The organism is Chitinophaga sp. LS1, from assembly GCF_034274695.1.
Lineage (GTDB): Bacteria > Bacteroidota > Bacteroidia > Chitinophagales > Chitinophagaceae > Chitinophaga.
In genome coordinates this window covers 341273-365161 of the sequence record NZ_CP128362.1, presented here as the reverse complement: position 1 = coordinate 365161, position 23889 = coordinate 341273, and the positions used below count along the sequence as shown (strand labels likewise).

General features: G+C 42.2%; 20 protein-coding genes. 4 read left to right on the top strand and 16 right to left on the bottom strand.

The window, feature by feature from the left end; translation table 11 throughout:
- Nucleotides 1–21 precede the first annotated feature (21 nt).
- A complete protein-coding gene (locus tag QQL36_RS01540) occupies nt 22–987 on the bottom strand; it encodes a polyprenyl synthetase family protein (protein WP_083725669.1) in 966 nt (321 codons plus the stop codon).
- Nucleotides 988–1301: 314 nt separating this feature from the next.
- Here QQL36_RS01540 and QQL36_RS01535 point away from each other — a divergent pair, with 314 nt between their 5' ends.
- Both QQL36_RS01535 and QQL36_RS01530 read left to right on the top strand, forming a co-directional pair.
- Nucleotides 1302–2855, top strand: a complete 1554-nt coding sequence (locus QQL36_RS01535) for an OmpA family protein (RefSeq protein ID WP_321568670.1) — start codon at nt 1302–1304, stop codon at nt 2853–2855.
- A 347-nt stretch (nt 2856–3202) separates the two neighbouring features.
- The gene (locus QQL36_RS01530) at nt 3203–5155 is read left to right on the top strand and encodes a KUP/HAK/KT family potassium transporter (RefSeq protein WP_321568669.1); all 1953 of its coding nucleotides are present in this window, start codon (nt 3203–3205) and stop codon (nt 5153–5155) included.
- A 59-nt stretch (nt 5156–5214) separates the two neighbouring features.
- On the opposite strand, the gene QQL36_RS01525 is transcribed toward QQL36_RS01530, so the two are convergent.
- From QQL36_RS01525 to QQL36_RS01510, 5 genes are all read right to left on the bottom strand, one after another.
- Complete coding sequence (locus tag QQL36_RS01525) at nt 5215–6072, bottom strand: pirin family protein (protein WP_321568668.1); 858 nt, start codon at nt 6070–6072, stop codon at nt 5215–5217.
- 68 nt (nt 6073–6140) lie between these two features.
- Nucleotides 6141–7205, bottom strand: coding sequence for a hypothetical protein (locus QQL36_RS01520; protein WP_321568667.1), 1065 nt, complete (start codon nt 7203–7205; stop codon nt 6141–6143).
- Between the two features lie 50 nt (nt 7206–7255).
- Entirely contained in the window at nt 7256–7465 is a 210-nt protein-coding gene (locus QQL36_RS01515; protein ID WP_321568666.1) for a hypothetical protein, read from the bottom strand.
- A gap of 174 nt (nt 7466–7639) precedes the next feature.
- Nucleotides 7640–8038, bottom strand: coding sequence for a MauE/DoxX family redox-associated membrane protein (locus tag QQL36_RS35535; protein WP_415751062.1), 399 nt, complete (start codon nt 8036–8038; stop codon nt 7640–7642).
- A gap of 23 nt (nt 8039–8061) precedes the next feature.
- Nucleotides 8062–8907, bottom strand: a complete 846-nt coding sequence (locus tag QQL36_RS01510; protein ID WP_220388919.1) for a transposase — start codon at nt 8905–8907, stop codon at nt 8062–8064.
- A 378-nt stretch (nt 8908–9285) separates the two neighbouring features.
- Between QQL36_RS01510 and QQL36_RS01505 the strand changes: the two genes are divergently transcribed.
- On the top strand, nt 9286–9612 hold the full coding sequence (locus QQL36_RS01505) for a transposase (protein ID WP_083730076.1): 327 nt from the start codon (nt 9286–9288) through the stop codon (nt 9610–9612).
- Nucleotides 9596–10531 (top strand): IS3 family transposase, encoded by a 936-nt coding sequence (locus QQL36_RS01500; RefSeq protein ID WP_321567809.1) that lies wholly within the window; start codon nt 9596–9598, stop codon nt 10529–10531. Before QQL36_RS01505 ends, QQL36_RS01500 begins: the two co-directional genes overlap by 17 nt.
- A 14-nt stretch (nt 10532–10545) precedes the next feature.
- Here the strand turns inward: QQL36_RS01500 and QQL36_RS01495 are convergent, their stop codons facing one another.
- The 10 genes from QQL36_RS01495 to mraY form a co-directional block, all read right to left on the bottom strand.
- Nucleotides 10546–12102, bottom strand: a complete 1557-nt coding sequence (locus tag QQL36_RS01495; RefSeq protein WP_321568665.1) for a hypothetical protein — start codon at nt 12100–12102, stop codon at nt 10546–10548.
- Between the two features lie 17 nt (nt 12103–12119).
- Nucleotides 12120–12551 carry a helix-turn-helix transcriptional regulator gene (locus QQL36_RS01490; RefSeq protein ID WP_321568664.1) on the bottom strand — a complete coding sequence of 144 codons (432 nt, stop codon included), beginning with the start codon at nt 12549–12551 and terminating at the stop codon, nt 12120–12122.
- 665 nt (nt 12552–13216) lie between these two features.
- Nucleotides 13217–14911: a cell division protein FtsZ gene (gene ftsZ / locus QQL36_RS01485; RefSeq protein ID WP_083725663.1), complete on the bottom strand. Its 1695-nt coding sequence runs from the start codon at nt 14909–14911 to the stop codon at nt 13217–13219.
- 172 nt (nt 14912–15083) lie between these two features.
- Nucleotides 15084–16487: a cell division protein FtsA gene (gene ftsA, locus QQL36_RS01480; RefSeq protein ID WP_083725661.1), complete on the bottom strand. Its 1404-nt coding sequence runs from the start codon at nt 16485–16487 to the stop codon at nt 15084–15086.
- Nucleotides 16488–16515: 28 nt separating this feature from the next.
- A complete protein-coding gene (locus QQL36_RS01475) occupies nt 16516–17538 on the bottom strand; it encodes a cell division protein FtsQ/DivIB (RefSeq protein ID WP_083725659.1) in 1023 nt (340 codons plus the stop codon).
- A gap of 21 nt (nt 17539–17559) precedes the next feature.
- On the bottom strand, nt 17560–18927 hold the full coding sequence (murC, locus tag QQL36_RS01470) for a UDP-N-acetylmuramate--L-alanine ligase (RefSeq protein ID WP_083725657.1): 1368 nt from the start codon (nt 18925–18927) through the stop codon (nt 17560–17562).
- Nucleotides 18928–18941: 14 nt separating this feature from the next.
- Nucleotides 18942–20036, bottom strand: coding sequence for an undecaprenyldiphospho-muramoylpentapeptide beta-N-acetylglucosaminyltransferase (murG, locus tag QQL36_RS01465; RefSeq protein WP_321568663.1), 1095 nt, complete (start codon nt 20034–20036; stop codon nt 18942–18944).
- 14 nt (nt 20037–20050) lie between these two features.
- Nucleotides 20051–21253 carry an FtsW/RodA/SpoVE family cell cycle protein gene (locus QQL36_RS01460; protein ID WP_083725655.1) on the bottom strand — a complete coding sequence of 401 codons (1203 nt, stop codon included), beginning with the start codon at nt 21251–21253 and terminating at the stop codon, nt 20051–20053.
- A 35-nt stretch (nt 21254–21288) separates the two neighbouring features.
- On the bottom strand, nt 21289–22629 hold the full coding sequence (gene murD / locus QQL36_RS01455; protein ID WP_321568662.1) for a UDP-N-acetylmuramoyl-L-alanine--D-glutamate ligase: 1341 nt from the start codon (nt 22627–22629) through the stop codon (nt 21289–21291).
- Between the two features lie 5 nt (nt 22630–22634).
- The gene (gene mraY / locus QQL36_RS01450) at nt 22635–23828 is read right to left on the bottom strand and encodes a phospho-N-acetylmuramoyl-pentapeptide-transferase (protein ID WP_321568661.1); all 1194 of its coding nucleotides are present in this window, start codon (nt 23826–23828) and stop codon (nt 22635–22637) included.
- Nucleotides 23829–23889 lie beyond the last annotated feature (61 nt).

Below are 23889 nucleotides of genomic sequence, written 5' to 3'. Positions count from 1 at the left end.
TATATTGTCCCTATATTATTATTAGAAGTTACGGTCGGTTGTATACCTGACCATTGATTCGAGTCCCTGTCTGATATTGCTATCGGGGAAGCTATGGAGGATAGCCATGGCTTCGTCGCGGTATTCGAACATCTTCTGTTGTGTATACTCGATACCACCGGAAGCTTTCACCAATGTAATGACTTCTTCCACGCGGGCTTTATCGGTATTATGATTTTTTACGATGTTGATGATTTGTCTTCTTACGTCTGGTGTAGCGTGTTCCAGTGTATAGATAAGGGGGAGGGTCATTTTTTTCTCTCTTATATCTATGCCGGTAGGTTTACCGATTTTTTCGCTGCCATAGTCGAAGAGGTCATCTTTGATCTGAAAGGCGACACCTACTTTTTCGCCGAAGAGGCGCATCTTCTCCGTAGTTTCTTCATCATTAGAGGTGCTCCAGGCGCCGGCGGAACAGGCGGCGGCGAGGAGGGAGGCTGTTTTACGGCGGATGATTTCGAAGTAGATATCTTCTTTAATATTGAGTTTACGTGTTTTCTCGATCTGTAGCAGTTCGCCTTCACTCATTTCCTTTACTGCCAGGGAGAGGATCTGGAGTGCTCTGAAGTCATTATTGTTCAAAGAGAGGAGGAGTCCTTTGGAAAGGAGGTAGTCTCCCACGAGCACAGCGATCTTATTTTTCCACAAAGCGTTGATGGAGAAGAATCCACGGCGTTCATTGGCATCATCCACGACATCATCATGTACGAGGGTAGCGGTGTGCAGCAATTCCACGAGTGCGGCAGCGCGGTATGTACTTTCCTGGATATCATTACTGAACAGGCGTGCCGAGAGCAAAACGAACATAGGGCGCATTTGCTTCCCTTTTCGTTTAACGATATAATGCATGATCCTGTCCAACAGTGCGACATTACTCTTTACTGCGTCAGAAAATTTGCTCTCGAAATCCCTTAATTCCTTACTGATCAGGTTTTTAATCTCGTCCATGGTTGATTGAAAAAGATTGCTAATCTATGCTTAAAATATCAAATTTTAACAATTTGGCCCCTAATTTGTATATAAGGGAGTAACAAAACTTTAACATTACTTTGTTTAAGTTATAACAAATATGCTTATTCGTTATATACTGCAAACAAAGTATGGCACAACATTAGTTTTGCCTAAGTGTTAATAGTTAACCAGTTATCAATAGAAATAATATTGCAACAAAAATTTGAATATTCATTTGAGAATTTTACCTTTGCTGGGTAAAAAAACGGGTTATTAGTAAATTTTTAACAGTTTTTAAATAGAAAACAATTATGGCAAGCAAAAAGTACTTATTACTGGCTGGCGCTATGAGTCTCCTAGCGGCGTCTTCCAGTTATGCACAAGTTACCCCTGTTTTTGACGCCCTGGATTCAACCAAAGTTCCAGCATCAAGACAGGCACAACAAAACAATTTCGCGAATCACCAGTATGATTTCCCTGCGAAACCACGTGATATGTGGGAATTAGGTTTCCACGGTGGTCTGCACGTTATCAACGGTACCATTCCTGCTAAACCAGGTTTTGGTGGTGGTATCTCCCTGAGAAAATCTCTGGGTCATACATTCTCCATCAGAGGTGAGTATACTGGTTCCTTCGACAAAGGTCAGGATTACAGACTGCGTCCAGTAGCTGGTGCAGGTGGTGGCGCTGCTACTATCTGGGCTAAAACTGCTGCTTTAAACGGCGGTATGATCGTTCCTAACTATAAAACTGCAACTCACCAGCTGTCTTTTGACCTGATCGCTTCTCTGAGCAACATCCTGTTCTACAAAGCGCAGCCAAAAATGAACTGGTATGTATTCGGTGGTTATTCACTGGGTCTGATCGACGTTGACGTTGATGCAGTAGATGCTAGTGGTAACGGTTACAACTATTCTGGTATTAACTTTAGCGGTAAACGTAAAGATATCAAGGATCAGCTGAACAACCTGTATGATGGTGATTATGAATCAAACGCTCCATCTCAGGGTAACAGAGGTAATATCGGTCGTAAAGACAACAACCAGCTGTGGCGTCATGGTGCCGATTTCGGTACTGGCATAGCCTGGAGAGTGTCTAAACGTTTCAATATCGGTCTGGAAGAGAAATACACTATGTATTTCGATGATTATCTGGACGGTTATTCTTCTCCATACTCTAACCATAAGGATGCATTCAGCTACACTAGTGTACGTCTGAACTTCAACCTGGGTAACAGCTCTAAGAGAGTTGAACCATTATGGTGGGTTAATCCGCTCAACTATGCTTACAATGAGCTGAGCGCACCTCGTCACATGAAACTGCCTACTCCAGTTCTGCCTGATGCAGATGGTGATGGCGTAACTGATCAGTTCGACCGCGAACCAAACACACCAGCTGGCGCTCCAGTTGATGTTCACGGTGTAGCTAAAGATACTGATGGTGACGGTGTTCCTGATTACAAAGACAAGCAGCTGATCACTCCAACTTATTGCCAGCCAGTTGATGCTGATGGTGTTGGTAAGTGCCCAGATCCTGAGTGCTGCAAGACTCCTCCTCCAGCAGCTTGTGGTAGTCTGGTTCTGCCTAGCGTAGCATTCAAAGGTGCTTCTACTAAGGTAGGTTCTGACAACGAAGCTATCCTGGCTTCTGTTGCTAGCACACTGAAATCTAACCCAACTTGTAACATCCTGGTAACAGGTCACGCAGGTGCTAAGGGTAAGAAAGGTGGTGTAGACCTGAGCAGCCGTCGTGTTGATTCAGTGATCGACTACCTGGCTGACAAGCAAGGTATCGACCGTGGTCGCTTCATCAAACAAAACACTCCTGGTGAGTCTGGTACTGTAGATCTGTCTCCAGCTAACTAATTCTCACTGAGAAAAAATATAAAGGCCCCGTCTCAACAGAGACGGGGTTTTTTTATGCCCGTAAAGGATTGATCAGGATAGACATGCTGGAATAGCCTATAGCATATCTCAGCACATTTAGTGTGTCTTTACCAGGTTTCTAATACTTCCCCCAAACCCCCACCGGTTGCCTTTGCTAACCCCGGAAGCACCATTGTTAACTCTTACAAAAAATTTTCTATATTCCTGAATTCACACTAACTTTGATGGCTTTTTTGAGTAGAGAACTGTTTGAGTGCACACTCCTAAAGGGAGGTAGTTACGACATCAAAAGAAATACTACTCTTATTCATTTAATTACTTATTTCGTGAGAAAAGACATTAACAGGGTTAGCCTGGCCGGTTTAGTAGTAGCATTAGGTATTATTTACGGTGACATTGGAACCTCTCCGTTATACGTTTTCAAGGCTATTATAGGTACGAACTATATTAGCGATCTCCTGGTCATTGGCGGTATTTCCTGTATTTTCTGGACCCTGACTTTACAAACAACCATTAAGTATGTGATTCTGACCCTTCGGGCAGACAACAAAGGAGAAGGCGGTATCTTCTCATTATACGCGCTCGTAAGGCGTCATGCAAAATGGGCCGTTATCTTTGGTATGATCGGCGGCGCCGCATTACTGGCAGACGGTATCATTACCCCACCTATTACTGTAACGACCGCGATTGAAGGTCTACGCACACTGGAAGTATTTAAAGATCTTAGTCAGTGGACAATTGTAAAAATTGTACTGACGATTATTACTTTACTCTTCGTAGTTCAGCAGTTTGGTACAAACTCTATTGGTAAGCTGTTTGGCCCTATCATGGTGATTTGGTTCTCCATGCTGGGTATTCTGGGACTTTCACACCTGGCAGATGATTTCTCTGTACTGAAAGCTTTCAGCCCACACTATGCGATACAGTTATTAACTACCTATCCCCGTGGTTTCCTGATTCTGGGTGCAGTCTTCCTGTGTACAACAGGTGCTGAAGCGCTGTATTCTGACCTGGGCCACTGTGGTAAAGGCAATATCCGGGTATCCTGGATATTTGTGAAAACCTGTTTGCTCCTGAACTATCTGGGACAGGGTGCATGGTTGCTCACACACAAAGGCACGATGCTGCCTAAGGATCAGAACCCGTTCTTTACAATTATGCCTGAGTGGTTTATAATACCTGGTATCCTGATCGCAACAATGGCGTCTATTATCGCGAGCCAGGCATTGATCTCCGGTTCATTTACATTGATTTCAGAAGCGATGCGACTGAATCTGTGGCCGAAGCTGAAGATCAATTATCCTACTGAAATGCGTGGTCAGTTGTATATTCCAGGTATCAACACCATGATGTGGATAGGTTGTGTGGCTATCGTATTAATCTTCCAGGAATCGGGGGCGATGGAAGCGGCGTATGGTCTCTCCATTACGATTTGTATGTTGATGACTTCGTGTTTGTTCGCCTTCTATTTGTACACGCGAAGGGTGCGTGTCAGTTTGATTCTACTTTACCTGATTATATATTTTACGATAGAGTTCTCTTTCCTGTTCGCCAACCTGGTAAAATTTATGCACGGTGGTTATGTAACCGTGATTGTGGCAGGGGTGCTGTTCCTCATAATGCTGGTGTGGTTTAAATCACGCAAGATCAAAAATCGTTACGTTGAATTTGTACGACTGGAAGATCATCTGGCTGTGATTCAGGAGCTGAGTAACGATACGACTATACCCAAGTATGCTACCCATCTGGTGTATATGAGTAGTGCTGATAATCCGAAAGAGATCGAACATAAGATCATCTATTCTATTCTGAATAAGAAACCAAAGCGTGCAGATATCTATTGGTTTGTGCATGTGGATGTAGTAGATGAGCCATATCTGAGTGAATATTCAGTGCAGACGATTATTCCGAACGAGGTGATTCGTGTGGAATTCCGCTTAGGTTTTAAGGTGGAGCAACGTATTAACCTGATGTTCAGAATGGTGGTGGAAGATATGGTGAGGAATAAAGAGGTGAATATCACCAGCCGTTATGAATCACTGAGTAAGAATAATGTGGTGGGTGACTTCCAGTTTATAGTAATGGAGAAGTTCCTGTCACATGATAATGACCTGCCATTGTATGAGCGTATGATCATGCGTATGTATTTCTGGTTGAAACGCGTGAGTCTTTCTGAGGAACGAGGTTTTGGACTGGATTCAAGTTATGTAACAATTGAGAAATATCCGCTGGTGGTAGCACCAGTTACTAATTTGCAATTGAAGCGAATTATACATTAAAAGTAAGAGGGCCGCTCTCATGAGCGGCCCTTAATATTTAGTCTATACGGGTATTTTTTTTAGTCTATATAGAATCCGAATTTGCCCATTCTTTCATCGCGCATAGCTTCCATGATCTCCGTTTGTGTGTTCATCACATAGGGACCATGCCAGGCGATGGGTTCATTCAGTGGCAGGCCATCGCAATACAGGATGAGTGCGTCTTTGCCGGCACTGATTTCAATTTCATCTCCGTCATTATTGAAGAGCACCATACTTCTGTCGCCGGTTGTGCGGCCATTGACGGTGACTTCTCCGTGGAGGACATAGAAAAGGATGTTTCTTTCCTTCGTTACGTTTATTTTAGTACTGCCACCTTCACTGATGTCAATCAGGAATGCGTTAATGTCTGTAATCGACTGTAAAGCCCCTTTATGGCCATTCCACTGACCACCTGCGATTGCTACCTTCACTTTATCATTTGTGATAACCGGGATATCGTCTTTTTGTAAGCCTTTGTATTTAGCTGGGATCATTTTGTCTTTTGCAGGCAGGTTGATCCATAATTGTAACAACTCTAAATCCCCACCTGTTTCCTTGAAAGTATCTTCTACGTATTCGTTGTGAATGAGGCCGCGGGCGGCGGTCATCCATTGTACGCCACCTTCGTCGATACGGCTGTGGAAGCCGTGGGAGTCTTTGTGGACAACGTGGCCTTTTACGATCCAGGTCACGGTTTCAAAACCGCGATGGGGGTGTGGTCCGAATGGCATGCCTGAATTGAAAGGAGGCAGGGTCATGGGACCATGGTGATGGAGGAGGAGGAATGGATCGATGGTGTTGCCGTCGGGGAGAGGCAGGGGGTTGTAGAAATGATATGATGAGAGGGAACCACTGATGGGGTGGTTTGTGTTGATTTTGTTAATTGATCTTTGCATGGGGCAAAGGTACGAAGGAGGGAGAGAGTGGGGGATGGACGGAATTCAGAATTATTTGGATGATTTTATTAGCGGTTAAGATTGATTCCTGGAATGCTAACTTTGAATGCTTTTAGGGTTTGATCAAATAGCGCAATTAACTTATCACCTTCCATTTTGAATTCCATGAGTTTGATTTTTTTCTCATTTGGGATGAGAAAGCTTGAGCAGTATTTTCCATCTTTAAGGTCGTATATATCTATTGTGAGGGAGTCGGTGAATTGTTTTTTTGATTGATTGTCGGCTTTGAGGGCGCCGTTTATGAAGAGGTAGCCATGACTAACGCTGCATTTGCGGTTTACGACGAGTGGTGGAGAGGCCATTTTTATGGTACCGTTTTCATCGGGTGTGGAGAGTGTTATTTTGGCGATGGAGTTGGTATCGATAGTATGGCCCCTGTAGAGGAGGTGGAGGTTTGTATCTGCGACTATGAATTCGTTTCTGTATGAATAGGTGTAGACTGCTTTAGATGAATAATTATCGAATAGGAATTTACCGTCTTTGCTGAATACTTTGTCTTGTTGTTTTTGTAAGAGATCAAAGGCGTTTTGAAGAGAATCCGTACCAATGGATTTTTTTGCAAGGTAGAATCCGTTATCGCGGGTGAGCATGTAATAGAGGAAGGAGCCGGAGGAGAGAGGGATGGCGGAGAGGAATTGTATACGATCTGATCTGAGGAATTGGGCTTTCCACTGTCCAGTTTTGCCCTGATAAACCCTTCTTGCGTTTCCATCAATTAAATAAAAAGTACTATCATTTATATAAAGACGAGTATCTCCAAAATGTGATGTGTCTGCATTATCAATACTGATCTTAATGATTTGGGCGTCTTTTTTGGCAAAGTTAAATTTTGCCAGGACATTCAAATATTTAATGTTATTTAAATAGATGTTATTGCCAGAAATACCAGCTATTCGCCAGGCATTATCAATTAGTTTCCATTTATCTAATCTCTCAATTTTTGAGTTTATAAAGGATCTCTTAAATCCGTTTAAATTTTTTCTGTAAGAAGGCGATTGTATATATAATACAAGTATAATGGAAACAGCTATTAGTGTTATTATAAGAAGATGCTGAATTCTTTTTTTTGTCATTTAATTTATATTGAAGTAGGGATGAGATATTTCCATCTCATCCCTATTGATTAATATGGTCTTCTGAGATAAACTAATGGGAAAGACTCACAAGTATATACATCCGGATAAGCTGGTTGTAATTGAATAGTGCATACGTCGCCGAACCCATTTACATCACAACCACCTGTAGTGAGATAGATAGGGTCAAGGCTGCCACTGTTGCAAACCACATAGCTATAAATGTGGGCCCAACCGGCATAAACAAAAAATCGTTTCATACGCTTGTTTCCAAATGCACCTAACGTTGCAACGAGCATTAAAGCAATTGCTACAAATTTGAAATTTTTCATTTGTGTTTGTTTGAGAATTTGCTTACTCTGGTACAGGTTTTCAGCATCCCCTGATTGTTATTTAAAACAATTAATTATTGGTTATTTGGAGGAATTTATTAATTAAAGTTTGGCTGGCTTATATAATAAAATAGCTATTATGGCCAGTACTACGAAAATGCAATTGAATACTAAGTGTTGATTCCAATTCATACTTTCTAATATTCCCCCACAAGAACATGGTATGTAATCACTAAGTTTTGTAATAGCAATTATGTATAGTGTGAATAGTACCATGAGACCAAAGCTGCCATACAAAGCAGCTAGTCTGGTTTTGGTTTTTATTAAGAGTATTGAAAGAAATATTTCTATAAATGGAATAAGAATAACTATTATAGATGAATACGATGTCAATAGAGGAGATTGACCTACTTGTTCTTTGAAGGTATTGCCAGCTAATAGTTTACTTATTGCTGCATAGATAAAGAGAAGAATAAACAAACATGAAATTGTGTCAGTAATTAAATCTCTTTTAATGAAGTTGTTTAGTCTTTTAATTTTTTACAAAAGAGGACTAAGATTGCGATCCATTGTAATGCTCTCCAGTTAGCCGCTTTTGTTTCAAATCTAATTATTAATGCTTTGAAGCTATCCATCCAGGCATTTGCTTGTTCGATCTTGTAGCGTCTTTTATATAATTGATCATCAAAGTATTGATATGACTCACTGGTTTGCTTGCTATTACGGGAATTGGTAGCGATATTAGCTTCCAATTCCTTTTCCATACAGTATTCTCTGAATTCTCCTCCATCAAATCCTGCATCTGCATTTAAGAACAATCCTTTCGTATTTATTGTAGCCTCTTCGAGGGTGGTTAGCATTTCTTCAAAAGTTGAAACAATATTATAAAGATCATTGTGATTGCCGGATTGTGGCTCGCTTACACTAAGTATCTGGCCTTGATTGTCACTCAAAAACAAACTATTACTCGTTTTGCATGATTTTCGACCCTGATAGCCTACTGCATAGCCTCCTCGCTTCGATGGTGTATGACTTCCATCTAATTGAATCGAAGACAAATCAAGGATTTGGCGATTTTCCTTTAAAAGATTTATCCAGATAAGTTTCCACGATCCATCGCTGCTCCATTTATTAAAGTAGTAATACACGCCTTGCCACGTAATTTCACCATTGGGGAAATATTCTTTAATACTTAATTCTCGCCACTGACAGCCCGTTTTTAACCGTTTTAATATCAAGCTTACTACTTTCACCAAATCCACTTTTGACTTATATCCTCGCTTTCCTATACTTAAATGCGGCAATATCCATTTTCTTATTATACCTTCGCTTATGATTCCCAGGGTAGTATCTTTTGGTTCGCAAAACAAAGATCAACTATTCCTGGGTTTCGTGTTTGTATAAAGACAATTCAATAAAGACTAAACAACTTCAATGTATGGGTTCCTAACTTTTCGCATTTAATAACAACTTATTTTTTAGGGAATTTGAATCTGGCCAATGAGATTTATTTCTAATTGACCAGATTTCTTACATCTCAGGCTTCAAATTAAAAAATGGGGTAAATCTGCCTAGTATGCATTTCAGGTTTGTGAAGTAACAAATTTTTATAGTACAAGCATATATCAAAACGGAGCAAAATTTGATCTAATTGAATCTTTCTGAATCAAGTTATTTTGAAATGATCTATAATACTCCCCTAAAAACGGACAGTAAGTTTAAGTGGAAAAACATCTTAAATTTACAATATGAACAAGGGAAGAAGAAAGTTCAATGCAGCCTTTAAAGCGAAAGTAGCTATCGAAGCCTTAAAAGAACAGATGACATTGGCCGAGCTGGCAGAAAAGTATGATATACATCCTACTCAGATAACGGAGTGGAAGAAGCAACTACTATCAGGGTCAGAGGATGTGTTTGACCAGGGTAAGAAGGCAGGTGCAGATGCATCAGATCACCAGGAAGAAAAAGACGAACTATATAAGCAAATCGGTCAACTCAAGGTAGAGGTCGACTGGTTGAAAAAAAAATCTGAACAGGCATTTGGGAAGAACTGGAAGGATGGCTTTAGTAAGTAAGGATGACAATAAGCTCAGTATTGTTCGTCAGTGTCAGTTGCTGGAAGTATCGCGAAGCAGCCATTACCATGAGCCCAAAGGAGAAAGCAAACAGAACCTGGCCTTGATGGAGCAGATAGACCGTATGCATTTGGAACATCCCTATTTTGGGGCAGAGCGCATGGCAAAACATCTAAGTACACCAGAAGTACAGGTTAATGTGAAGCGAATAAGGCGATTGATGCGGGAAATGGATATTTCGGCCATATATCCGGTCCCTAATACAAGTGAGGCATGCAAGTGGCACAAAACATATCCTTACCTGCTTCGGAACCTGAAAATTGATCGGAATAATATGGTTTGGAGTATGGATATCACTTATATTCCAATGCCGAAGGGTTTTATGTACCTGTGTGCGATTATAGACTGGAATAGCCGCTATCTGTTATCCTGGACACTCAGCAATACCATGACAGTGGAATTTTGTCTGGAAGCGCTTGAAAAAGCTATTTCTATTTATGGGGCACCAGAGATCTTAAATACGGATCAGGGCAGCCAGTTTACAAGCGAAGGATTTACAACAACAGTATTAGGTGCTGAGATTCGCCTAAGCATGGATGGAATAGGACGAGCCACTGACAATATCGCAATCGAGAGATTTTGGCGTAGTATCAAGTATGAGAATATCTATCTCAATGCTTATGATAGTACACTGGATTTATACAAGGGAATTCACAGATATGTGGAATTCTACAACTGGGAACGAAAGCATCAGGGCCTGGAATATAAGACTCCTGCTGAGGTTTATGGAGCAGCTGATAAGTTATCCACATATTCACAGCTATCCACAAAAAGAAAAAAAGAACCAAAAAAAGAAAAAGTTTATAGTAGTAGTAATAGATTTGATTCTTTAATTAATAACCCACCTATTGCTGTCTAATAAATGGGGAGTATCTAAATCGCAGTAGTTGAATTGATTTCATTTTCATTGAACAATTTATTATAATAGAAAGGGGTGCCATCTTGCTTGACCCCCATTATTTGTAGTTTGAATTTTTTTGCGGGAATTTTAAATTTGTATTCAGCATCAGTTACAAAAGGATTCCAATGATAGGTGATTTTATCTGGAGATGTCCATTGTAGTGGTTTATCAAAACCTTTTATTGCTAGTGTTTTCATTTCGGAAGGCAGGCTATTTAAATCATTTCCTTTCCGTGTATATAGTAAAATACAAGGACAAGGTTGTAAGTCAGAGTATGCTTTAAAATAAGCATATCGACTTAGGGGTTGTGTGTTTAAATATTCTCCGTTTACACGTCTTTCATCTTCGTAATACAATACGCCTTCTCTGCACGATCCTGTCATAAATCCAAGGCTGTGAAGTGCCCAACCTTTTGGAAGCGTTTTGTACATAAAATCAAATAGAGAACTATAGTTTTTTGTTATAGCAGGGTCTCTTAGGTCGAAAGCAAATTGCTCAATCGGTCCAAATTGCGAAGACATTACATACCTTTTGTTGAGTGCGATGTTCCTATTACTCCATTTGCTTTTTACCACATAGGTTTTTAAGTTTCTTTTACCAATGATATAGGATATTGAATCATTTCCACTGAACAGCCCGATATTTTCACTCTTGTATAATGAAGTAACCGGAAGTTTAAATTCTGGGTATTTTGAGGGATTTACATTTAATGTTAATGATTCTTTTCCTCGCTTATTTTTATTGAGCTTGTAATAGATAAGAGCCGAGTCAAAAAAGTAAAGATTATCAAATAATACTGTAGCATTATTGTCTAGAGATACCAATTGTGGGGTGGACATCATCGTATCTTTCTGAAGCATGATAACGAGATCCTGGTTTGCGAACTTGGTATTACTTGCGGATATTGAATAGCTCAAATATGTTGAATCCATTGAAACTGGTAGATTCCCTCTATTTACAGGTCTGCTGTAAGGAACTGAAACATCGGGGTTTTCTGCATTTGTTATCGCAATAGAGTAATTGGAAAATTCAGATTCATCAAGGTGAATATAAATACCGTCCTGATCTTTATTATAGCTCACCTTATTGGTTTTCATACTTTTTTGTTGGGAACTATCTTGCAATTCTTTTATTTCGACATACTTGGGATTATTGATAATTGTAAAAGGATAGATTAGCTCATTTTGAGAATTCAGTGTATAACCTCGCAGCCAATATATTCCAGCAGAATCAGGTGTATCTACCTGCCCCATACTAATTCCATCTTTTACTGGAAAAATATATTTTCTGATAGGTGAACTTATGGTGTCAGAATTTTTATTATCATAAAGCTCCACATAAAAATTAGTACTTGTTGTATGGAGAGTATCGCGAAGAAAAATCCTTAACCAGATTGTATCTCCTGGCAAGCAAACTTTTTTATCTGCAAAGAAAAATGCCTGTTCCGTTTGTGCTTTAATTGTTAATGTTAATGAAACAAGGAGAATAGTTAACAGAATTTTGGGACGTACTACGCTTTGGGTTCCCATGATTATTTGAGTTAGGATTAAACAATTGGGTTACTATTTATTTCCTCAACTCCGTTCTCTGCCATATTTGCCTTCTTAGACAGCTCAAGCGGGAGCATACCTGTGTATTTTTTGAAATCTCTCGAAAAGTTAGAGCAGATAGAATAACCTAGCGTTTCTGCTACCTTACAGATCGACAGAGAGCTGTTTCCCGCGAGCAGAGACTTAGCCCGCTCCATTCTTAATTGAATAATATATTGGTGTATAGAGATATTAAAACGAAGACGAAACGTTTTGCTGATCATGCTTTTACTCATGTAATGCTTCTGGGCGATCTGTCCTAATGTTAACTGAAAGTCATTGTTCAGATTTAATGTGTCGATTGACTTTTTAACGTCTTCAATCTTTCGCCATGCATGTACAGATACTTTCAGCGAAATAGGAGTGCTGTTCCTGGTCAAGTTTTTCATAGTTACAAAAGGTGGATTTTTAAGCAAAATAATTGCCCTTTACTGCTGATAATCAGAGTACTAATGCGTCTTTTCGCGTTGTCGAGATGAATATCAACCTTTTTTTTGTAGCAACAATGCAGGGAAAACTAACTGTGATAACCCGTGGTTTTGATTGATCGCCACAGGTTCAAAATAATATAGAAGGGGTTGACTTGATCCCTCAAGTCAGGAAATTTTTTGCATTCTTATATGAAGAAAAGAGTAAGCGCTGAATTCAGTTAGGATTTGGTTGGTAGCGTGTTTCATCTGTTCACGGACAATCTTTCACAACCATAGGTAAGAGAATGAGAATGCTGTTATGAACGTGTTAATATCAAAATAAGACCTGTTAGTTTGCTCATCAAAAAAAAGCGGAATTTTTTTCAGGATGAATTTGATATAGACTGTGTTGTATCCATTTTGAGGGAGAATTTTGAGGTTTAGAATTTTGTGTGTTCACTCAAGTAAGTTCGTTAATCTTTTCAAGGAATTAGTTAACACTATGTTAATAATATCAAATTATTATTTTACGGATTAGTATGATTAACATATGATTAGCAGGGATGGCCAATAAAAAAGTCCCCCGGAGAACCAGAGGACTTTCTTTAACACAACTAAAAAAACAATCAAACGTTCGAATATAATCAATCGGGTTTTTTCCCATCTAAAAAAGTATTGATCGTATTGATTTCTGCCTGATTATTCGGACTATCAGAAATTGTATAGTTAGAATAGAAATTCTCGGCAGAACCAGCACCATTATCGAGATTGATATTTCGACGAATGTATGCAGGAACGTTTTCAATTTCTGAATTATTATCGATGCCTTTCACGTTAAAGCTGAGGCTACGCAGTTTTGCTACGCGCTCTGCCTGTTTACGCTTTTGCTCTTCTAATTGCTCTTCAAATGCATGCAGCTGTTGCATATCATTTGTCATCTCTGTGCCTGGCTCTTCTTCACGGAATACGATCTTCATCTCTGGCGTTTCTGCCGGAGGTGGAGTTGGAGTCGGCTCAATAAAAATGTGTCTGGCAGGATATCCGCCAGCCGCCTGATTATTGGGCTGTATTACGTTTACATTGTTGTAGCCTGGTGTAGGAGCAGTTGTTCCTACTGGCTCAATGTTGAGTGCAAAACTGCTTCTACTTTCTGCCGGAGGTTCTGGAGTTACAAACGTTGTAGCCGGCTGCGTCACCACAGGCTCTACCAACCGTGGCGCCATATGGTCGGTTGGTTCAATGAACATAGAATTGTTGCTGGAGCTAACGGGAGTGTTCATCTTTTTTTCATCACCTTCACGACCCAGTTCCATTACGATTCTAGGTTGATTATGAGATGGATCCTGTGGGGCCTGTTTTACCTGCTGAATCGGTTTTTGTTCAAAACCTGTAGCGATAACAGTTACACCCAGTTTACGATCCAGATCCTGGTCGTAACCAACACCGAGGATCACATCGCAATCCTCACCTGCCTGGCTTTGTACATAAGCCTGGATAGTATCCATTTCATCCAGTGTGTGTTCAAATTCACCTTCTGCAGAAGAGATGTTGAGCAGAATCCATTTTGCACCACGGATGTCGTTATCATTCAGCAGCGGTGAAGTCAGTGCTTCTTCGATTGCTTTCTGCGCGCGGTTTTCACCTTCTGCAGTTGCAGCACCGAGTATAGCCACACCACCATTGCGCATTACGGTACAAACGTCCGCAAAGTCCACGTTGATCTGACCTGTGCTGTTGATCACATCAGTGATACATTTAGCAGCGGTAGCCAGTACGTTATCTGCTTTTTCGAAAGCAGCTTTGAACTTCAGGTCGCCGAACTTCTGGCGCAGTTTATCATTAGAAATTATCAGCAGTGTATCGACGTATTCTTTCAGACGGTTTACACCATCATCTGCCTGTTGCATCCTTTTCTTTCCTTCGTAAGAGAAGGGAGTAGTAACGATGCCCACAGTGAGGATACCCAGTTCTTTACAGATCTTTGCGATGATCGGAGCGCCACCTGTCCCGGTACCACCACCCATACCCGCCGTGATGAATGCCATTTTGGTATTCACCTCTAAGATCTTTTTGATTTCTTCAAAGGATTCTTCAGTGGCCTGTTCACCGATGCGGGGGTTGGCACCAGCACCCAGACCCTGTGTCAGGTGCGGACCTAACTGAATTTTATTAGGTACAGGACTATTGGAGATAGCCTGCGCATCTGTATTACAGATGATAAAATTCACACCCTCAATGCGCTGGTTGAACATGTGGTTCACCGCGTTGCTTCCGCCACCACCAATGCCTATCACTTTGATGATGGAAGACTTTTCTTTGGGAAGATCAAAATGTATCATGACTCTATCTCTTTTATGGGTTAGTTAGTATAATTAATAATGCCCACAAATTCTTCTATAGTTAGTAATTATTGGTAGTGGTAGAACCCACTACCATTATCCGAATATTAATTATCTGATTTCAAATCGTTTATGGCTGCAACAATTACGCCATTCTCGGAAAAATACCCTGTTAAAGTTTTGCATCCTCTTCTTCGGTGAACATGTCGATGATCTTCGTTTTCATTCTGTCGAGGAATGTTTTCAGCGAGGCATTTCTTTCTCTCGCTTTTCTTGCCTGAATCTCTTCAACTGACGGTGCATCATCTTCCCAGCTGCTATCCGTTTCTGTAGCGGCTTTTGAGGCCTGCTCCTTTGCGACATAGCTGGTATTGATCTTAACGTAATTTTCTTCCATCGCTCTGCGGTCATTCTCGTAATCGTTATAACCTTTGAGAATAAGACCTATGCATGTTGCATACATTGGTTTGGTCAGCTCGTCGGTATGACCGGAAGCCAGGTGCTCGTTCGGATACCCGATTCGTGCGCTTACACCGGTAGTATATTCTGTGAGCTGGATCAGATGTTTCAGCTGGGAGCCACCACCTGTGAGGATGATACCACCATTGAGCATCTTGTTGTCCATACCAATCTGCTTGAGATGATAAATGACGAAGTCCATGATTTCACTCATACGTGCCTGTATGATGTGCGCCAGGTTCTTCACTGAAATCTCTTTAGGGCTTTGTCCGCGCAGTCCGGGGATGGTGATGTAAGCATTGCTTTTTGCTTCATCAGCCAGTGCGTAACCGAATTGCACTTTCATTTGTTCTGCCTGCGTTTTCAGTACACCGAGACCGTTCTTGATATCGTTGGTGATATTCTCACCACCGTAAGGAATTACGGCTGTGTGCTTCAGGATACCTTCGTAGAACACTGCCAGGTCTGTAGTACCACCACCGATATCTACGATGGCTACGCCTGCTTCGAAGTCCATATCACACATGACGGCAGCAGCAGAAGCCAGGGGCTGAAGCACGAGGTCGTGGATCTTCAGTCCGGATTTCTCCACACTACGGTTGATATTGCGAATCGCATTCTTATCACCAGTGATGATATGGAAGTTCGCACCCACCTTCACACCGCTCATCCCGATCGGGTAAGTAATGTTCTGGAGGCTATCAACAATATATTGTTGTGGGATCACGTCAATGATCTGGTCACTGGCGGGGATCACCGTTTTATACTGGTCATTTATCAGTTGATCAATATCTTTCTGGGATATTTCCGCTTCGGTATCGCTACGCACGATATCGCCACGGGTCTGCAGGCTCTTGATGTGATGACCTGCAATGCCAACATACACTTCATTGATCTCCAGGTTTGGATTAGAAGCATAGCAGTTCTCCAGGGCCTGACGTATCGCCTTTATCGTCTGATCAATATTCAGCACCATTCCGTGCTGAACACCAAAAGACGGGGCTTTACCGAACCCCAGGATTTCCAGTTTCCCGAATTCGTTTTTTCGACCTGCAATGGCAGCAATCTTTGTAGTTCCAATATCAAGACCTACAATGATAGGAGCTTCCTGATTCATGGCGTTTCTATAGTTTTTTGTTGTGTTACTAATTTCTACCCGGCTTATACACTGCCTTTGGTTCCTTTTTTCCAGACGACTTGTCTTTTGAATTTCTTGGTTTTGACGCCGTCGTTCTGGCTGGTACCACTCTGATTGAAGCTTCAAGCTTTGCCGCTTCTGGTTGCACTGAATCATTTCCGTGCACCATTATCCTCGCCAGTGTATCGCCGGTGCTGGCTAATTTCGCGCTGTCTTCAGCGGCCAGCTTTTTCGATAATTCCTCCCCGCTTCTCCGTGTGCAAACTACTTCGTTTTCATATGCAACATTGATTTTTGCGTAATTGTTCCATCCTACTTTACTTAACCCCTCTTTATAGAACGCCAGCAGTTTGTTAAATTTTTTTGTTACATCGGTTCCGTCTCCAAACAGTATCACGTGATCGCCCAGTGTTGGTATGATTTCAAACTCACGCTGGGGAGTGATCACTACCTGTTCTACCTGTGCAGTCCAGAAAGGGTCGCTTTGTATGAAGCTGCCTATCTCCATGATGCCTGCGGTCAATGCGCTGTCTGCCTTTTGCACTTTTGCAGCGTCTGACGGATAATCTGTGAACACCGGTACTCTTGCTGTATAGCGGGCCGATACCGGTATTCTTTCTCCATCTTTGTCGAGGTAGTAAGTATTTCCTGCTAAGGTAAATATCCTTGCTACGGGCTCTCGCTGAGCGACTTTGACGTTGAGCTTTCGTTGGTTGTCCACAAAGATGTTCGCAGTTTTTACCCAGGGATCACGGGCTACTATCTTCTCCAATGCTGCGATGTTTATCTCTTTTATGGGCTTGCCTACTGGATTTAAATTCCTGTCGCCAGCTACCAACACTTTTATATCTTTCTCTTCTATAAAAAAGTTGTTCTCGTCACCCACCAGTTTTACAACGATCCCCCTGCATTTACCCTCTTCTTTGTCCTGCACTGCCGCAACAAGCAGGATCACGAATCCAGTCAATACCGCTGTCCAGAGCAGTACACTACCTATTCGTTTTAATGCCCGGCGGGTCTTGGTTTGCATTTGGGTTTAAATTTTTTTTGTCTACTCTTTCACTTTCTCTCCGTTCAATATTTCTCTTATCGGATCTCTGAATTGGTCAATGTCACCGGCACCAGCTGTGATGAGCAATGGTACACTATTCGATTTTACCCAGGCCAATACATCTTCTTTCTGTATCACCTGTACTGGTACTGTCATCTTTTCCGCCAGGATCTCACTGTGCACCCCTTCGATGGGTAACTCTCTGGCTGGATAGATGGGTAACAGCAGCACTTCATCTGCCAGGGACAGGCTCTCAGCAAATCCTTCGGCCAGGTCACGTGTACGGGTATACAAGTGTGGCTGGAAGATGACTGTACAGCGCTTGTCGGGGAATAAGCTGCGGGCACTGCTAATGAGGGCGCGCAATTCTTCCGGATGATGTGCGTAATCGTCTATGTATACCTGGTAATCGTTCTTCACCAGGTATTCAAAGCGACGTTTGATGCCCTTGAAATCAGCAATCGCTGCTTTGATCTTTGCGGCATCTATGCCTAATAGGTGCGCCACTGTGATGGCTGCCACTGTATTTTCAATATTGTGCGTGCCACCGATAGGCAGTTGTACATCGTGAATGTGCCAGTCCTGCTCTACTACATCAAACAGGTAACCACCGTCAACTGTTCTGATATTGGTCGCATAAATATTTGCCTGTGTATCTTTCAGGTGATACCAACGTTTATTATCACCCTTTAGTTCTGTTGCACGGGGTAATCCCAGTTTTGCGATCAGCGTACCATTGGGTTTGATGTTCGCAGTATACTGTACGAAGGCATCCTGCATGTCTGCTTCTGTACCGTAGATATCCAGGTGATCTGCATCCATAGCGGTGAGGATCGCGATATCCGGGTGAAGTTTCAGGAATGAACGGTCATACTCATCTGCTTCGATCACGGCTACCTGTTTATCACTGCTCCAGAAGTTACGGTCGTAGTTGGCGCTGATACCACCGAGAAAGGCGTTGCAACCATAGCCACTATGACGCAGTATGTGAGCGGTAAGGGTAGAGATGGTTGTTTTGCCATGTGTACCACCTACGGTGATGGCGAACAACTCTTTCGTGATCTCCTGCAATACGTCGCTTCGTTTTACTACTTCGTATTCGTTCTTACGGTACCAGATCAATTCTGAATGGGTACCTGGGATAGCGGGAGTGTATACAACCAGCTGTACATCTTTGTCCAGCAGGTTCACATCATCCGAGTAATGAATCTGCATACCTTCTTCAGCCAGCTGACGGGTCAGCGGTGTTTCGGTACGGTCGTAACCACTCACATGCACACCTTTTTCATTAAAAAAGCGGGCGATGGCGCTCATACCGATGCCTCCGATTCCAATGAAGTAAACGCGTTGTATGTTGTTCAGATCCATTTTTACTTATCCTTTTATTTAATCAGTGCTAAAACCTGTTTAGCAATGACCATATCAGCATTTGAATTTCCCAGTTTTGCTATATTCTCTTCCAGTTGTTGCAACAACGCATTGTTTTGTAACAGACTGAATAAAGTATTTCCTAATTGAGCGGCTGCATCATCATTTTTAATGAGGATGGCGGCCTTTTTATCTACCAGACTTTTTGCATTGAAGGTCTGATGGTCTTCGGCCGCAAAAGGGTAGGGCACGAAGATGACAGGTTTCTTCACTACACAAAGTTCGGCGATGGCCAGTGCACCTGCACGTGATACAACAACATCCGCAGCCTTGTAGGCGAAGTCCATTACGTTGATAAACTCATACACCTTTACATGAGAGGCGTATGGTGCTGCAGCGGCTTTCGCTGTTTCAAAGTAAGGCTTACCTGTTTGCCAGATCAGTTGAATATCCTTCTCTACAAAAGTGGCGAGTATGGGCGCCAATGCCTCGTTGATGGCTTTTGCTCCCAGGCTACCACCCACAGCGAATACTGTTTGTTTACCTGTAAGAAGGCCAAAGTGTGCGAGTGCATCTTCTTTTGATACGGCAGACTGTGTAATGTTGCCTCTGACAGGATTGCCTGTCATTACAATTTTATCAGCCGGGAAGAATTTCTCCATTCCTTCGTAAGCGACACAGATCTTAGCGGCTTTCTTTCCCAGGGCCATATTGGCTTTCCCTGCAAAGGAATTTTGTTCCTGTATGAGGGTAGGAATACCTTTCTTCTGTGCTTTGCGCATGACAGGGAAGCTGGCGTAACCACCCACACCTACCACGGCATCTGGTTTGAAACTGTCAATGATCTTACGGGCCTGTGACAGGCTTTTCAGAATCTTGAACGGCAACAACAGGTTCTTGAGCATATTGCTACGGTTGAATCCTGCTATTTCCAATCCTTCGATGCGGTAACCAGCCTGCGGTACTTTCTCCATCTCCATCTTTCCTTTGGCACCTACAAAGAGAATATCAGTTGCTGGTTCTATTTTTTTCAACGCATTGGCAATAGCGATCGCCGGGAAGATATGTCCTCCGGTTCCACCACCTGCTATGATAATTCTGCGTTGCATGTTCATGTTAGTTTTTAAAATTCTTCTATTTCGGCTTGCTGAGCTACTACCTTTGCAATCCTTTCCTGTTCTATTCTTTTACCTTCCAGTTCTTCCACATTTCTAGACACACTCAGTATGATCCCTATAGCCAGACTTGTAAAGATCACGGAGGATCCACCCATACTTACCAGCGGTAGCGTGACCCCTGTTACGGGAAAGAGCCCTACATTCACTGCCATATTTGTCAGTGCCTGTATGACTAATGTGATGCTGAGACCAACTGCCAGGAAAGCGCCGAATGCATAGGGACATTTTCTAAACAAGCTGATACTTCTTAATAATAGCAACATGTAGGCCATCAATATCAAAAAGGCGCCAAAGATACCATACTCCTCGATAATTGTAGCATATATGTAGTCGCTATAAGCATGTGGGAGGAAGTTTCGCTGGGTACTGTTTCCAGGACCTTTGCCTAACACACCACCACCTGCAATAGCAATGTTTGCCTGTTGTACCTGATATGGTAAATCAGATTTATCATCATCACCTGAAGTGAAATGTTCAATTCTCTTCTTCCATGTTTCGGTACGCATCTTTTTTCCAGTCAGTGCTGCCACTGCAAACATCAGTACAATCGCCACCAGACCTGCACCTACCATGGCAACCAGATACCTGATAGGTACCCGGCCAATAAAACAGAGGATCATACAACTGGCGCCCAGCAACAATGCGGTTGACATGTTTGCAGGCATGATCAGTATACAGATGATACCCACCGGAATAATGATCGGCAGAAAGCCTCTCTTAAAATCGGTGATGTTACCCTGCCTTTTAGAAAGCTGTCTGCTCACATACATGAATATGGCCAGCTTAGCTACGTCAGAAGTCTGAAATGTCAGATTAATAACGGGCAGTCTAATCCAGCGACTTGCATCATTAATATGACTACCAAATGCCAGCGTATAGATCAGTAAAGGGATAGAGAGCAGAAAACCTATCTGTGCCACACGGGAGTAAATGGTATAATTTACTCTGTGTGCAAAGTAGATGATCAGCAATCCCATTACTAATACACTCAGTTGTTTGAAGAGATAATACTCCGTATGACCGCCCTGAAGGCGATAGGCAAGCGAACCTGTGGCGCTGTAAACCGCCAGCAGACTCACTAGTGAGAGGAAGATCACGATCGTCCAAATCACTTTGTCACCCTTTGTCCTATGAAGTATACCGTCCATTTAACTTTTTTGGTTTCCGGAATATCCCGGATTTATTATAGTTCCCTCACGGCTTCTTTGAACTGCTTGCCTCTGTCCTCGTAGTTCTTGAACAGATCGAAGCTCGCACAAGCCGGAGAAAGCAAAACTACATCACCTTTTTCTGCATGTTGAAAAGCTGCTTCCACAGCTTCCTTCATACTGCGTGTATCAACCATTACCGGTGTATCTTTTGATAACGCATCCTGAATCGGTGCATTGTCTATACCCAGGCAGATAATTGCTTTTACTTTTTCTTTTACCAGGTCCCTGATAGCGCTATAATCATTTCCTTTGTCCACACCTCCCATAATCAGCACTACCGGGGTTTCCATGCTCTCCAGTGCAAACCACAGGGAGTTTACATTGGTAGCTTTACTATCATTGATGAAATCCACTCCACGCACAGTGGCAACGTACTCCATACGGTGCTCCAGACTCTTGAACGAAGTCAGGCTCTCCCGAATTTTTTCTTTCCTTATCTCCATGGTCCTACCAGCAATACCCGCTGCCATGGAATTGTACAAGTTGTGCTTGCCCTTAAGCGCGAGATCATACATTGATACGATAACTGGTTCATCATTAACCTGAATGTTTACCTGATCGTTTACCATAAATCCTCCTTGCTTTAACGGTTCCATGATAGTAAAGGGTATTGATGTTGAATAAATAGTTTGCTTCTTCAAATAATTGTTAATCTCCTGATCGTCTTTGCAATACACAAAGAAATCTTCCGGTCCCTGATTCATCGTTATGCGGAATTTTGACGCCACATAGTTCTCCATTTTGTAGTCATATCTATCCAGATGATCTGGTGTGATATTCAGCAGAATGGCCACGTTGGGCTTGAACTCCACAATATCGTCGAGTTGAAAACTACTTACTTCGACGATGTAATAATCAGCCGGTGCGGTAGCCACTACACGGGCATAACTCAGACCAATATTACCTACCATAGCGGCGTTGAGACCAGCTGTCTCAAAGATGTGGAAGGTGAGCGCTGTAGTAGTGCTCTTTCCATTGCTACCAGTGATGGCGATAATTTTAGCGTCTTTGCTAAACCTGTAAGCGAGCTCGATTTCAGAGATCACTGGTACTCCCTTCGCACGGATCTTTTTCATCAGTTCCGTTTTTTCAGGAATGCCAGGGCTCTTAACAATTTCATCGGCACCTAAAATCACATCCCAGGAATGCTGTCCTTCCTCGAAAGGAATAGAATTTACAGCGAGTTCCTGTTTATAAATATCCTTGATGGTTCCACCATCTGACACGAATACATCATACCCCTGTTGCTTGCCTAACAGGGCTGCACCAATTCCGCTTTCACCGGCTCCGAGTATGATGAGTTTCTTTGTCATTTTGCTTATCTGATTTTTAATGTTGCAATACTAACTACTGCACACATGATTGTTATGATCCAGAACCTTACTGCTATTTTACTTTCATGGTAACCTAGCTTCTGGTAATGGTGGTGAAGTGGAGACATCAGAAATATGCGCTTGCCTTCACCATATTTTTTCTTGGTATACTTAAAGTAGGAGACCTGTAATACTACGCTCAGATTTTCTACCAGGAATACACCACAGAAAATTGGTATCAATAATTCTTTTCTTACAATGATAGCCAGGGAAGCGATGATGCCTCCCAAAGCCAGACTACCTGTATCGCCCATGAACACCTGTGCAGGATAAGCATTGTACCAGAGGAAACCTACACAGGCACCTACAAAGGCAGCAATGAATATGGACAGTTCACCCAGGTTAGGGATGTACATGATATTCAGGTATTCGGCGAACTGAATATTACCGGATACATAGGCGAATATGCCGAGACAAACGCCTATGACCGCAGATACACCCGTGGCCAAGCCATCTAATCCATCTGTGAGATTTGCACCATTGGACACTGCCGTTATGATGATGATCACGATGAGGATATAGAGGACGTAAGTATATTTCTCTGCGCCAGGGATCCAGGAGATCAGTTTGGCGTAGTTGAATTCATGGTTCTTTACAAATGGGATAGAAGTGATCGGCGTCTTCACATCCGCAAAGCGATGTCCTTCTTTCGTCACTCTTTCCGATTTGGCCACTACTCTTTCGTAGGGGGCGAGTTTCTTCGCGCCAATGATCTCGCGGGAGATCACTACGTTTTCATTGAAATACAAAGTGCTGCCAATGATGATACCTAAACCAACCTGGCCCAGGATCTTGAACTTACCGGCCAGACCTTCTTTGTTCTTTTTGAATACCTTGATATAATCGTCCAGGAAACCGATCAGGCCCAGCCAAACGGTGCAGAGCAACATGAGCCAGATGTAAACGGTTTTTACCTGTGCGAACAGCAGGGTAGGAATAACGATAGCTGCCAGGATGATAAGACCACCCATGGTAGGGGTGCCTTTCTTACTGTTCTCACCTGCCAGGCCGAGGTCACGGATGGTTTCCCCGATCTGTTTTTTCTGGAGGAATTTTACAATACTTTTACCTAACAAGAGAGAGATTACCAGGGATAACAGTAACGCCATTGTCACACGGAACGTGATGAATTGAAACATCCCGCTACCGCTGAAATTTAACGTTTTCAAATAATTGAATAAGTAATAAAGCATACTGTTA